At 71.2% G+C, this 13400-nt stretch carries 10 protein-coding genes and 1 riboswitch; of the genes, 6 read left to right on the top strand and 4 right to left on the bottom strand.

Annotated features, from left to right (window positions below):
• Positions 1 to 38: 38 nt before the first annotated feature.
• Complete coding sequence (locus tag NZH93_RS32495; RefSeq protein WP_259627087.1) at positions 39 to 1412, bottom strand: L-serine ammonia-lyase; 1374 nt, start codon at positions 1410 to 1412, stop codon at positions 39 to 41.
• Positions 1412 to 1792 (bottom strand): glycine cleavage system protein GcvH, encoded by a 381-nt coding sequence (gene gcvH, locus NZH93_RS32500; protein ID WP_259627088.1) that lies wholly within the window; start codon positions 1790 to 1792, stop codon positions 1412 to 1414. Before gcvH ends, NZH93_RS32495 begins: the two co-directional genes overlap by 1 nt.
• A 153-nt stretch (positions 1793 to 1945) precedes the next feature.
• A riboswitch (glycine riboswitch) is annotated at positions 1946 to 2038 on the bottom strand.
• Between the two features lie 231 nt (positions 2039 to 2269).
• Here gcvH and ald point away from each other — a divergent pair.
• A complete protein-coding gene (gene ald / locus NZH93_RS32505) occupies positions 2270 to 3382 on the top strand; it encodes an alanine dehydrogenase (RefSeq protein ID WP_259627089.1) in 1113 nt (370 codons plus the stop codon).
• A 23-nt stretch (positions 3383 to 3405) separates the two neighbouring features.
• Here ald and NZH93_RS32510 read toward each other — a convergent pair whose 3' ends face one another.
• Positions 3406 to 4122: a TetR/AcrR family transcriptional regulator gene (locus tag NZH93_RS32510; protein ID WP_259627090.1), complete on the bottom strand. Its 717-nt coding sequence runs from the start codon at positions 4120 to 4122 to the stop codon at positions 3406 to 3408.
• A 10-nt stretch (positions 4123 to 4132) separates the two neighbouring features.
• Positions 4133 to 5605, bottom strand: a complete 1473-nt coding sequence (locus NZH93_RS32515) for an MFS transporter (RefSeq protein WP_259627091.1) — start codon at positions 5603 to 5605, stop codon at positions 4133 to 4135.
• A 393-nt stretch (positions 5606 to 5998) separates the two neighbouring features.
• Here NZH93_RS32515 and NZH93_RS32520 point away from each other — a divergent pair, with 393 nt between their 5' ends.
• From NZH93_RS32520 to NZH93_RS32540, 5 genes are all read left to right on the top strand, one after another.
• Positions 5999 to 6199, top strand: a complete 201-nt coding sequence (locus NZH93_RS32520) for a hypothetical protein (RefSeq protein WP_259627092.1) — start codon at positions 5999 to 6001, stop codon at positions 6197 to 6199.
• 6 nt (positions 6200 to 6205) lie between these two features.
• A complete protein-coding gene (locus tag NZH93_RS32525) occupies positions 6206 to 6694 on the top strand; it encodes a hypothetical protein (protein ID WP_259627093.1) in 489 nt (162 codons plus the stop codon).
• Positions 6695 to 6776: 82 nt separating this feature from the next.
• The gene (locus tag NZH93_RS32530; protein WP_259627094.1) at positions 6777 to 7964 is read left to right on the top strand and encodes an ABC transporter ATP-binding protein; all 1188 of its coding nucleotides are present in this window, start codon (positions 6777 to 6779) and stop codon (positions 7962 to 7964) included.
• Positions 7964 to 8839: an ABC-2 transporter permease gene (locus tag NZH93_RS32535; protein WP_259627095.1), complete on the top strand. Its 876-nt coding sequence runs from the start codon at positions 7964 to 7966 to the stop codon at positions 8837 to 8839. Before NZH93_RS32530 ends, NZH93_RS32535 begins: the two co-directional genes overlap by 1 nt.
• A gap of 87 nt (positions 8840 to 8926) precedes the next feature.
• Positions 8927 to 12670 carry an ABC transporter ATP-binding protein gene (locus NZH93_RS32540; protein WP_259627096.1) on the top strand — a complete coding sequence of 1248 codons (3744 nt, stop codon included), beginning with the start codon at positions 8927 to 8929 and terminating at the stop codon, positions 12668 to 12670.
• The last annotated feature ends 730 nt before the right edge of the window (positions 12671 to 13400 follow it).

Here is a 13400-nt window from a genome sequence, read left to right on the forward strand (position 1 = left end):
CGCGCGTGGAGCCGTCACCCGGCTCCACGCGCGCCCGGTCAGCACTCGATGACGTTCACGGCGAGCCCGCCGCGAGCCGTTTCCTTGTACTTCACCGACATGTCCTTGCCGGTGTCGCGCATGGTCTTGATGACCTTGTCCAACGACACGAAGTGCGAGCCGTCGCCGCGCAGCGCCATGCGGGCCGCGGTGATCGCCTTGATGGCGGCCAGCGCGTTGCGCTCGATGCACGGGATCTGGACGAGCCCGCCGATCGGGTCGCAGGTGAGGCCCAGGTTGTGCTCCATGGCGATCTCGGCGGCGTTCTCCACCTGTTCCGGTGTGCCGCCGAGGACTTCGGCCAGGCCGCCCGCGGCCATCGAGCAGGCCGAGCCGACCTCGCCCTGGCAGCCGACCTCGGCGCCGGAGATGGACGCGTTCTCCTTGAACAGCACGCCGACCGCGCCCGCGGTGAGCAGGAAGCGGACCACGCCGTCGTCGGAGGCACCCGGCACGAAACGGGTGTAGTAGTGCAGGACGGCGGGCACGATGCCCGCCGCGCCATTGGTCGGCGCGGTGACCACGCGCCCACCCGCGGCGTTCTCCTCGTTGACGGCCAGCGCGAACAGCGTCACCCAGTCCATGACGCGCAGCGGATCGGTGGCGAAGTGCTCGCCCGCCAACGCCCTGCGCATCTCGGCGGCCCGGCGCCGCACCTTCAGCCCGCCGGGCAGGACGCCGGTCTCGGTGCAGCCGCGCTCGACGCACTCCTGCATGACGTGCCAGATGCGCAGGAGTCCGGAGCGGATCTCCTGCTCGCCGCGCCACGACTGCTCGTTCTCCAGCATCACCGAACTGATCGACAGCCCGGTTTCCCTGGTGCGGGCCAACAACTGGTCGCCGGTGAGGAACGGGTGCGCCAGCGGCGTGTCGTCGGCCTTGATCTTGTCCGCGCCGCTGGCGTGCTCGTCCACGACGAACCCGCCGCCGACCGAGTAGTACACGGCGTGGTCGAGGGACCCACCGTCGTCGGCGAACGCCTCGAAGCGCATCCCGTTGGGGTGCACGGGAAGCGACTTGCGGCGGTGCATGACGAGGTGCTTGTCGTGGACGAAGGCGATCTCGTGCCCGCCGCCCAGCCGCAGCCGCCCGGTCCGCTTGATCTCCTCGAACCGCTCGTCGGCCGCCGTCGGGTCGACCTCCTCCGGCCTGCACCCCTCCAGCCCCAGCAGCACCGCCTTCGGGCTGCCGTGGCCGTGGCCGGTCGCGCCGAGCGAACCGAACAGCTCGGCGTGCACGCGCGTCGCGCCGTCCAGCAGGCCGCGCGAGCGCAGCCGGTCGACGAACATCGACGCGGCGCGCATCGGGCCGACCGTGTGCGAGCTGGACGGTCCGATGCCGACGGAGAACAGGTCGAAGACGCTGATCGCCATTAGCTGCCCGTCAGTTCCGCGTACTTCGCGGCGGTGAGGAGGCCCTCGGCGTTCTCGACGCGCACCTTGAACAGCCAGCCCGCCGCGTACGGGTCCGAGTTGATCAGGGCCGGGTCGTCGACGACGCCCTTGTTGACCTCCACGACCTCGCCGCTGACCGGCGCGTACAGGTCGCTCACCGACTTCGTCGACTCCAGCTCGCCGCACACGTCGCCGGACTTGACGCGCTCACCGACCTCCGGGAGCTGCACGAAGACCAGGTCGCCGAGCGACTCGGCGGCGTAGGACGTGATGCCGACCGTGACCGGCTCCTGCGTTCCGGGCGTCCAGTCGACCCATTCGTGTTCTGGGGTGTAGAGCAGGTGTTCGGGGAACTCCACAGCGGCACTCCACGGGCTCACGGCAGGCGCGCGTCGACCACGCCGACCTCGGGGTCGGTCCGACTCCCCCTCTGTCATGGGACCTGAGAGCTTCACCACGCGAACGCGGCTTGCACCGTGGGTGCGCGCACGAAGCGCGCTTTCCAGAGTCGCCTCGCCCGAGCGGTTCTCGTTGCCTGAGAGTGTGCGGGGTACTTGCTCCTTCGGCGCCCCGGCGACTGCCGGGGACTCTCCCGCTCGGGTTGCGGCACCACGCGGGCGCCTCGGCCGTTCTTCAGTTGGCGATCGTGCTGAAAGCTATGTGGCCGCAGATCGGGTGTCAACGCGCGTACGGACCACTACGACGAGCCGCGTTGTGCCGTCGGGACAAACCAACCCCTACCCACTGGTGCCACGAGCACGATGACAGTCACGCGGGCGTGCCGGACCTTTGAACCAACAGTCCAGCTCCCGCTCGCCGATGTCGAAGGAGTCACCGTGCGGATCGCCGTCCCCCGCGAGATCAAGAACCACGAGTACCGCGTCGCCTTGACTCCCGCCGGTGCGCACGAGTTGACCCGTCGCGGTCACGACGTGTTCGTGGAGGCCGGTGCCGGGCTCGGGTCGGCGATCACCGACGCCGAGTACCAGGCGGCGGGGGCGAAGGTCCTCGCCACGGCCGACGAGGTGTGGGCCGAGGGTGAGCTGGTGCTCAAGGTCAAGGAGCCCGTCGCGGCGGAGTACCACCGCCTGCGCGCCGGGCAGGTGCTGTTCACCTACCTGCACCTGGCCGCTGACCTGCCGCTGACCGAGGCGCTGATCGCGTCCGGCACGACGGCCATCGCGTACGAGACGGTGCAGACCGCGAACGGCGCCCTGCCGCTGCTGGCCCCGATGTCCGAGGTCGCGGGCCGCCTGGCCCCGCAGGTCGGCGCGTTCGCGCTGATGAAGCCCTCCGGTGGCCGCGGTGTGCTGCCCGGCGGCGTGCCCGGTGTGGCCCCCGCGCGGGTCGTCGTCATCGGCGGCGGTGTCGCGGGCGTGAACGCCGCGACGATCGCCGTCGGCATGGGCGCCGACGTGGAGATCCTCGACACGAACGTGGACCGCCTGCGGCAGATCGACGCCCAGTTCGGCGGCAAGCTCCGCACGGTCGCGTCCAACAGCTACGCGGTCGAGCAGGCCGTGCTGGAGGCCGACATGGTGATCGGCGCGGTGCTCGTGCCCGGCGCCAAGGCCCCGAAGCTGGTCAGCAACGAACTGGTCGCGCGGATGAAGCCCGGCTCGGTGCTGGTCGACATCGCCATCGACCAGGGCGGCTGCTTCGCCGACTCGCGCCCCACCACGCACGCGGACCCGACGTTCCAGGTCCACGAGTCCGTCTTCTACTGCGTCGCGAACATGCCCGGCGCCGTGCCGCGCACGTCGACGTACGCGCTCACCAACGTGACGCTGCCCTACGCGGTCGCGCTGGCCGACAAGGGCTGGCAGCCCGCGCTGCGCGCCGACCAGTCCCTCGCGCTCGGCCTCAACGTGCACGCGGGCCAGCTCGTCAACCTCCCGGTGGCGGAGGCGCTCGACCTCCCGCACACCCCTCTCGACCAGGTCGTCTGACCACTGCGGGACGGACCGGGCAGCTACCTCCGTGGCTGCCCGGTTCGCGTTTCCACACCCGCGATCACGCAGTCGAGCCCGTAGTCGAACTGCGCGTCGGCCTCCCACAGCTCCGGCAGGTCGAACTGGGCCGTGAACAGCGGGAACCGCTCGCGGTACCGCTCGACCAGCGCGGCGGTCCACTCCTGGTCGGGCCTCCTCGGGGCGGTCGTCTCCTCGGCCCAGCGCACCTCGGACGCCGCGAAGCCGACCACGAAGCTGATCACCGTGCTGCTCGCCCGGCTCACCTCCACGACCGGGAGCCCGGTGCCGCTCAGCACGGTGATCATCGACTCGGCGAGCGCCACCGCGTTCGGTCCGATGTTGGGGTAGCTCCCCAGCACCTGCGGCAGCCAAGGGTGCCGCTGGAACAGCAGGCGCACCTGCCCCATCAGCTTCCGCACCTCGTCGGTCCACGCCCGGTCCAGGTCCGGCGCGCCGATCTCGCCGAACACCTCGTCCATCGCCAGTTCCAGCACCGCGTCCTTGGTGGGCACGTGCCAGTACAGCGACATCGGCGCCACGCCGAGCCTGGTCGCGAGCTTGCGCATCGACAGCGCGGCCAGCCCGTCCACGTCCAGCGCCTCGACGGCGGCGGTCACGATCGCCTCGCGGCTCAGCGGTGACGCCTGCGCCGACGACGGCTTGCGCTCGGCGAGCCACACGCTGTCGAACACCGGGTCCCGCGCCTTGTCCACCACGGAAAAGATCCTAGGCGGGCACCTTTTCGGAGCGGCGCAGCATCAACCCGGACAGGACGCCGCCGAGCAGGGCCGCGCACGCGCCCACGACGAGGCTGACCGACATCCCCGACACGAACGCCTCGCGCACCGCCAGCGTCAGCTCCTCCGAGCCCGCCGCGGCCTGGAGCGCCGACGACATCGACCGCTCCGCGCCCTCGGGGAGCGCGTCCGGCAGGTCGGCGGCGAACCGCGCGGCCAGCAGGCTGCCCAGCACGGCGATGCCGAACGAGTTGCCCAGCTCGGTGAGCGTGCCGTTCAGGCCGGACGCGATGCCCGCCCGTTCCGGCGGGATCGCGCTCATCAGGGCGTTCGCCGCGACCGGCATCGCGATGCCGACGCCGGAGCCGATCAGGACCAGCCCGGCCAGCGTCGCGGAGTAGCCGCCGTCGGCGGTGGAGAACGACAGCGCCAGCAGGCCCGCGGCGACCCCGGACATGCCGAGCACCATCGTGTTCCCGGCGCCGAACCGGGCGCCCAGCCCCGCGCAGAGGTTGCTGACCACCAGCACCGCCACGGCCATCGGCGCGACCCGCACGCCCGCTTCCAGCGGCGAGTAGCCGAGCACCGACTGGAGGTGCTGGGTGAGCAGGAACAGGGAGCCGCCCATGCCGAACGCGGCCAGCACGCCACCCGTGACGGCTCCGGAGAACCGGCGGTCGGCGAAGAAGGCCAGGTCCAGCATGGGTTCCGGGGTGTGCCGCTCCCACCAGCCGAACGCCAGCAGCGCCACCAGGCCGACCCCCAGCGCGGTGAGCACGCGCGCCGAGCCCCACCCGTGCTCCGGCTGCGAGATCACCGCCCAGACGAGCAAGGTCATGGCGATCGTGGACAGCGCCGAGCCCGGCAGGTCGGGCCTGCGGACCGCCGGGTCCTTCGGCTCGGGGACCAGCAGCACGACCGCGGCGACGGCGAACGCGGCCACCGGCACGTTGACCAGGAACACCGAGCCCCACCAGAAGTGGTCGATCAGGAAGCCGCCGATGACCGGGCCGCCTGCCAGGCCGATCGACGAGACCGCGGCCCAGATGGCGATGGCCCTCGGCCGCTCGCGCTCGTCGAAGAGCTGCACGAGCACGGCGAGCGTGCCGGGCATCAGGAACGCGGCGCCCAGCCCCATGAACGCCCGCGCGGCGATGAGCGCCTCCGGGGTGCCCGCGTAGGCGGCGACGGCGGACCCGACGCCGAACACCGCCAGCCCCAACACCAGGGCGCGCTTGCGGCCGAACCGGTCGGACAGCGCGCCCGACGTCAGCAGCAGGCCCGCGAGGACGAGCGAGTAGGCGTTGATCATCCACTGGATGTCCGAGGTGCCCGCCCCGAGTCCGGTCGAGATGGACGGGATGGCGACGTTGAGCACGGTGTTGTCCAGCACCACGACCATCACGGACAGGCAGAGCACCCCGAGCACCAGCCAGCGCTGCGGATGCGCGCGAGTTTCCACGTTCTCCCCCTTACGTCGTACGACTGCCGTACACCGTACGAGAACGCAGGGCGTGGACCAACGACTTAAGCCGACAGGGGAATCCGGGCATGAAAAAGCGACCCGCTCAACCAGCCTGGGGGTCACTGGGAGCGGGCCGCCAGGCACAAGCTTAGACAACAACCGGCCCCCGTGCCCAGTTGCCCCACCGATTCGTGACGGTGAACCTTCGGACCGCTGGACCACTGCCCGTGTCCGCTCCTCAAACAAACGAGTGAATTCCCCCATCAGCAGTACTCCCCGAGGCCCCCGCGACCGATGCACCTAGCAGTGGGCGGCATCGCCACGCAGCGGATTCACCCGCTCCCACCCCGTAACCCCCCGAAGCCCGAGCACACTCCGTTAGGAGCGCACATGGCTGAACCACAGGGCTGGATCGACTGCCACGACCCCTTCGGTAGAGACCGATCGATGACCGTGCTGGTCGAGAACGACCGAGTTCTGCTGGTAGCGCCGCCGGGGGAATCGGCTGTGATGTCCGCCACCCAGACCCGGAGGCTGCACCAACTGCTCGACCGGGCCGCGGCCAGTTCCACAGCTCCCGAGCAGAGGTGACCCGCGGTGGAAGAGGCTCTGCGCAAAGCCGTTCTGCAACGGCTGGCGCTGCTCGACAAGGTGGCTGAACAGGGCGAAGCGGAATCGCTCGTCCCGTTGGCCCGCTCCGAGATCCACCGGCTCGCGGACGGGTGGCGCCTGCTGCTGACCGTGCACCAACCCGACGAGGACAGCCGGTGCCGCGCGTGTCCCGGCTGGCTGCGCCGCCGCAGGTGGCCGTGCCAGATCTGGACGATGGCGCACCAGCACCTCATCGGCGAAGGGGTCGCGCACCGCGACCGGCGCAAGCCGCTGCGGAATCCGTTCACCCGATCGGGGACGGGTGAGGGGGTCGCCGTCGAGCACGGGTTCCCCACGACCGAGCCCGACGTGGACTACGACGAGGTGCCGCCCGAGTCGTGGTCGGAGCGCACCACCGAACTCCCGGTCGTGCCCGCCGCCGGTGTCCACCGGGCCCCCGTGGTGAGCAAGCCGCGCCACGCCCTGCCGGATTGACCGGATCGCCCGAAGCCCGCGTTCCCACTAGGGCAGGATGACCCCGAGCGGGGCCACGACACCCGCACATCGGGAGGGACGCGTGCACGACGGCAGTGGGCGCATCGTGGTGCAAGGCCTGACCAAGCAGTTCGGTCCGGTCACCGCGGTGCAGAACCTGAGCTTCACGGTCGAACCGGGATCGGTGACCGGTTTCCTCGGCCCCAACGGTGCGGGCAAGACGACGACGCTGCGGATGCTGCTCGGCCTCGTCACCCCGACCGCGGGGTCGAGCTTCATCAACGGACGGCCGTTCCACCAGCTCGGCAACCCGGCACGGGTGGTTGGCGCGGTGCTGGAGGCGCAGGGGTTCCACCCCAAGCGCACCGCCCGCAACCACCTGCGGGTGTACGCGGCCGCCATCGGCGTGCCCGACCAGGCCGCCGACCACGTGCTGGACCTCGTCGGCCTCGGCGCGGCGGCCGGGCGCAAGGCGGGCGGCTTCTCGCTGGGCATGAAGCAGCGCCTCGCACTGGCGACCGCGCTGCTCGGCGACCCGCAGGTGCTGGTGCTGGACGAACCCGCGAACGGCCTTGACCCCGAGGGCATCGCGTGGCTGCGGACGTTCCTCCAGAGCTACGCGCGCGCCGGCCGCACGGTGCTGATCTCCAGCCACCTGCTGGCCGAGATCGAGCAGACCGTCGACCAGGTGGTGATCGTCAGCCGCGGCCAGACCATGTACTACGGCAGCCTCGACCAGCTCCGCGGGTCGCAGCGCAGCCGGGTGCTGGTGCAGCCGTCGGACGCGGGCGCGCTCGTCGCGGCGCTCCAGGCCGAGGGCGTGACCGGGATCGAGCAGGTGCCGGACGGCAGGCTCGCGGTCAGCGGCATGGACGCCAAGCAGGTCGCGGACGCCGCGCTCAAGGCCGGGGTGTCGGTCTACGGCATCCAGGAGGAGCGGGTCGACCTGGAGCAGCTCTTCTTCCAGCTCACCAACGGCCAGTACACCGCCGCCGGGCCGAACCCGTTCGCCGGGCCGCAGGGGCAGATCCCGCAGGGTCCTCCGGGTCCGCAGCAGAGCGGTTACTACGCGGCGCCGACGCCGTCGGGGCAGTTCCCGCAGCAGGGCTACCCGCCCCAGCAGTACCAGCAGCCGCAGTTCCCGCCGCCGGACTACCAGCAGCAGCAGTACCAGCAGCAGTTCCAGCAGCCGCCGCAGGACAACCAACAGCAACAACCCCCGCCGGGCTACCAGCAGCCGGGTCAGGGTGGATACGGGGGCGGCAACTGATGTTGATGAACCTGGTCAAGGCCGAGTTCCGCAAGACCACCACGACCGGCCTGTGGTGGGGGATCATGATCCCCACGGTGCTCATCGCGCTGGGCTGGGCGCTGGGCACCGGCGCCATCGGCAAGTCCATCATGGACGTGGTCAACAGCTCCGACGCCGAGAACCTGACCGAACTGCTGGGCATCGACTCGTCGCAGTGGCAGGTGTCGGTGTTCGGGATGGCGCGCAGCATCAACATCGCGACCGTGTTCCCGATGATCTTCGGCGGGCTGGCCATCTCGAACGAGATCAGCCGCCGCACGATCACCACCACGTTCCTCACCGCGCCCAACCGGGTCGCCGCGCTGACCGCGAAGCTGCTCGTCTACGTGGCGTGGGGCGCGATCTTCGGCCTGGCCATCGTCGCGGCCGTCAGCATCGGCATCGTGTTCACCTCGGACTCCGCCGCGCTGCCGGACGCCGCCGGGTGGATCGCGATGGCGGGCGTCGGCATCCTGTCGTCGATCCTGATGACCATGTTCGGCGTCGGCGTCGGCGCGCTGATGACCAGCCCGATCGCCACGACCATCGTGCTGATCCTGTACATGCTGATCCTGGAGAACGGCATCCAGCTCGTGCTGGCCGCGCAGGGCGTCCCGTCGATCATCGGGTTCCTGCCGAACGGCGCGGTCAACGGCCTGACGGGATCGGTCGCGGCCAACCTGTTCCTGTCGACGGCGGGCGTGGTGCCGGACGAGCTGAACGAGGTGATCCGCGGCATCGCGGGCGCGCTCGGCGCGTTCGACTGGTGGCTCAGCGGCTTGATCTTCCTGGTGTGGACGGCCGTGTTCTTCCTCGGCGGCTGGGCTGCGACGCAACGCAAAGACATCACCTGATCCAGCTACACCTTTTGTCCTCTCCGGGCCCGTGACGAAGTCGTCGCGGGCCCGGTTCTGTCGGAGGGCGGTCCTAGTGTGGGGACCGTGACTACCTCCGTCCCCGACACATCGGGCTGGATCCGCAAACTGGCCCGCGCCTGCTGGCGGCACCGGTCGCTGGTGCTGCTGTCGCTCGTCGCCGCGGTGCTCGGCGTCGGGTTGCAGGCCGCCGGTCCGCTGCTGGTGAAGCTGGCCGTGGACGACGCGGTGATCGGCCGCACCGAGCGGCTCGCGCTGCTGGTGGCGGTGCTGGTCGGGATGGAGCTGCTGACGTTCGGCACGGCGTTCCTGCGGCGGTACCTGGGTGGGCGGCTGGCGCTGGACGTGCAGCACGACCTGCGGCAGGGCGTGTTCGGCGCGGTGCAGCGGCTCGACGGGGCCAAGCAGGACGTGCTGCGGACCGGGCAGGTGGTGTCGCGGTCGATCACCGACCTCCAGCTCGTGCAGAGCCTCCTGTCGATGGTGCCGCTGGCCGTCGGCACGGTGGTGTTCGCGGCGGCGGCGCTGGTGGCGATGATGTGGCTGTCGCCGCTGCTCACGCTGATCGCGCTGGTGATCGTGCCCGCGGTCGGGTGGATCGCGGCCCGCAGCAGGCTGGTGCTGTTCCCGGCGACCTGGTCGGCGCAGCAGCGCGCGGCCGACCTCGCGCAGCACGTGGAGGAGACGGTCACCGGCGTGCGCGTGGTGAAGGGCTTCGGGCAGGAGGCGCGGGAGGTCACCAGGCTGGAGGGGCAGGCGCGGTCGCTGTTCGCGGAGCGGATGCGCGCGGCCCGGCTGACCGCGCGGCCCGCGGCGACGCTGACGGCGCTGCCCGCCGTGGGGCAGGTGGCGGTGCTCGCGCTCGGCGGGTGGATGGCGTTGGACGGGCAGGTCAGCCTCGGCACGTTCCTCGCGTTCGCGACGTACGTGGCGAACCTGGTCGGGCCGACGCGGTTGATCTCCAGCCTGGTGGTGAACGCCCAGTTGGCGCGGGCCGGGGTCGAGCGGGTGTACGAGCTGATCGACTCCCAGCCGGACGTGGTGGACAAGCCCGGCGCGGTCGCCGTGCCCGCCGGGCCGGTCGGGATCTCGCTGTCGGGGGTGACGTTCGGGTACACGCGCAGCGAGCCGGTGCTGTCGGACGTGGCGCTGGAGGTGCGGCCGGGCGAGACGGTGGCGCTGGTCGGCACGGCCGGGTCGGGGAAGTCGACGGTGTCGCTGCTGCTCCCCCGGTTCTACGACGTGCACGAGGGGTCGATCGCGGTCGGCGGGGTCGACGTGCGGGACCTGCGGCTGTCGTCGTTGCGCGGGACGGTCGGGGTGGTGTTCGAGGAGGCGTTCCTGTTCTCGGACACGCTGCGGGCGAACATCGCGTACGGGCGGCCGGACGCGACGGACGAGCAGGTCGAGGCGGCGGCTCGGGCGGCGGAGGCGCACGAGTTCGTGCTGGCCCTGCCCGCGGGCTACGACACCGTGGTCGGCGAGCGCGGGCTCACGCTGTCCGGCGGGCAGCGGCAGCGCGTGGCGCTGGCGCGGGCGCTGCTGACCGACCCGCGCGTGCTGGTGCTGGACGACGCGACGTCCGCCGTGGACACCGCGACCGAGTCGGCGATCCACCACACGCTCGCGGCCGTGACGGCGGAGCGGACGACGCTGCTGATCGCGCACCGCCGGTCGTCGCTGGCGCTGGCGGACCGGATCGCGGTGCTCGACCGGGGCCGGGTCGTCGACGTGGGCACGCGGGCCGAGTTGGACGAGCGGTGCGCGCTGTTCCGCGAACTGCTGGCCGGGCCCTCGGACGCGATCGAGCAGGTCGCCCCGCGGGCGGACGCCGCGCTGGAACCCGGTCCGGACGGCACGACGCCGTCGCTGTGGCCGTCGGTCGACCCGACGGACCTCTCGCTGCTGGCGTCGGAGAACCGGACGGTCAAGCCCGTCACGCAGGCCGGCCGGGGCAGTTCGACCACGGCGCTGGCGGGCGGGATGCCCGCGACACCGGAGTTGTTGGCGCAGGTCGAGGCGTTGCCGCCCGCCGTGGAACAGCCCCGGCTGGCGGGCGAGGACCCGACGGCGCCCGATCCCGGCTTCCGACTGCGGAACCTGCTGCGGCCCGCGCGGTGGGCGATGACGGCGGTGGGGCTGCTGATCGTGGTGGACGCGGGCCTGGCCATCGGGCTGCCGACGCTGGTCAGGTACGGCATCGACCACGGCGTCCTCGAAGCGTCGACCACGGCGCTGTGGATCGCGTCGGGCCTCGGGCTGCTGCTGGTGGGGCTGAACTGGTTCAGCACCGCGTTGAACACCGTCCTGACCTCGCGCGTCGGTGAGCGGCTGCTGTACGTGCTGCGCGTCCGGAGCTACGCGCACCTCCAGCGGTTGGGGCTCGACTACTACGAGCGCGAGATGGCGGGTCGGATCATGACCCGGATGACGACGGACGTGGACGCGCTGTCCACGTTCCTCCAGACCGGGCTGACGACGGCGGTGATCAGCGTGCTGACCGTCGGCGGCATCGCCATCGCGCTCGCGCTGACCGACTGGGGGCTCGCGGTGGTCGCGCTGACCGTGCTGCCGGTGCTGGTCGTGGCGACGTACTTCTTCCAGCGGCTGTCGTCGGCCGCGTACACCGAGGCGCGCGAGCGGGTCAGCGTCGTCAACGCCGACCTCCAGGAGAACGTGTCCGGGCTGCGGGTGGCGCAGGCGTACACCCGTGAGGGCCGGTCGGCGGAGGCGTTCGCCGAGCGCAGCGACGCGTACCGGGTGTCCCGGCTGCGGGCGCAGCGGTACATCGCGACGTACTTCCCGTTCGTGTCGATGCTGTCCGGGGTGGCGCAGGCGGCGGTGCTGGCGGTCGGGGCGTACCGGGTGGCGGCCGGGACGTTGACGCCCGGTGTGCTGCTGGCGTTCCTGCTGTACCTCGGGCTGTTCTTCGCGCCGCTGATGCAGCTATCGGGCGTGTTCGACGGGTACCAGCAGGCCAGGGTGGGTCTTCGGCGGATAGGCGACCTGCTGGCCACGCCCAGTGCCGTGCCCCCTGCCGCTGATCCGGTGGCGGTGGTGTCGTTGCGGGGTGAGGTCGAACTGCGGGAGGTGTCGTTCCGGTACCAGGGGGTTGAGGAGCCCGCGCTGGACCGGGTGTCGCTGCGGGTGGCGGCCGGGGAGACGGTGGCGCTGGTCGGGGCGACCGGGGCCGGGAAGTCGACGCTGGTGAAGCTGATCGCGCGGTTCTACGACGTGACGTCCGGGGCGCTGCTGGTCGACGGGGTGGACGTGCGGTCGTACGACCTGTCCGCGTTCCGGCAGCGGTTGGGGGTGGTGCCGCAGGAGGCGCACCTGTTCGGCGGGGACGTGGCGGACAACGTCCGGTACGGGCGGGTTACCGCCTCGGACGCGGAGGTGGAGCAGGCGGTCCGGGCCGTGGGGGCGTTGTCGGTCGTGGCGTCGTTGCCGTCGGGGTTCCGGCAGCAGGTCGGGGAGCGCGGGCAGGGGTTGTCGGCCGGGCAGCGGCAGCTCGTGGCGTTGGCTCGGGCGGAGTTGGTGGCGCCTGATCTGTTGCTGCTGGATGAGGCGACCGCTGCGTTGGATCCGGCTACCGAGGCCGTGGTGTTGGCGGCTAGTGATCATTTGGCTGGGAAGAGGACGACGTTCGTGGTGGCTCATCGGTTGGCTACCGCGGCTCGGGCGGATCGGATCGTGGTGTTGGAGGGTGGGCGGATTGTGGAGGTGGGGACGCACGGTGAACTGATGGAGGTGGGTGGTACGTATGCCCGGTTGTGGAGGTTTGGGGAGGTTGGGGGGAGGGCGGCTTGATCCTTTGGGGGGCGGTGGGTGGGACCCCGGTGGCGCGAGTGTGTCGATGCCCGTTTCCGTTTGTCAAGGCGGGAAAGATGCCCTGACAAACGGAAACGGGCATGACTTGCGCTGGATACCGGGGTCGGCCTGGGGGGTGGGGTTGAAGGGCGGTGGGTGGGTGCGGGTCGTTGGGGGTCCGGTGGCGGCCGGGGGCCCGGTAGGTCCGGGGTCGTCGTAGGTCCGGATTGGTGTGGGTCTCGTTGCGGCCGGGGGCCCAGAGGGAAGGTCCAGTGCGCTGTGGGTCCCGTTGCGGCCGGGGGCCCCGGAAAGGTCCGGTGGGTTGTGGGCCCGGTTGCGGCCGGGGGCCCGGTAGGTCACGGAGGGCTGTGGTGCGGTTGCGGCCGGGGGCCCGAGGGAAGGTCCGGTGGGTTGTGGGTCTCGTTGCGGCCGGGGGCCCGGTAAGTCCGGGGACGTCGTGGTCCCGTTGCGGACTTGGCCCCCGCAGGTGTGGGAACCGGGTTTGGTGTGTGGTCGTCGTAGTTGTGTAGTGGTGCTCTGTCTGCCGTCTGGAGGCTTGTGCAGGTCCAGACCACGCAACTTGTGGGGCTGTCGAGTGGGTTTCCACTCCATCGGGTACACACGAAGTGGCGTCCGGTTCGTCCGGATGTGGTTCGGTCATCGTTGCCCCGGCGGTGGCCTGTGGATCGACAGGTGAGGAGGGCTCGGTTCGGGGTTGGTCCAGGTCGGC

Source organism: Umezawaea endophytica (genome assembly GCF_025061645.1).
GTDB lineage: Bacteria > Actinomycetota > Actinomycetes > Mycobacteriales > Pseudonocardiaceae > Umezawaea > Umezawaea endophytica.

Bases quoted from the DNA above. Each gene is read 5' to 3' on its own strand.
- NZH93_RS32495 (WP_259627087.1), bottom strand. From the start codon at position 1,412: ATGGCGATCAGCGTCTTCGACCTGTTCTCCGTCGGCATCGGACCGTCC.
- NZH93_RS32520 (WP_259627092.1), top strand. From the start codon at position 5,999: ATGGCTGAACCACAGGGCTGGATCGACTGCCACGACCCCTTCGGTAGA.
- NZH93_RS32535 (WP_259627095.1), top strand. From the start codon at position 7,964: ATGTTGATGAACCTGGTCAAGGCCGAGTTCCGCAAGACCACCACGACC.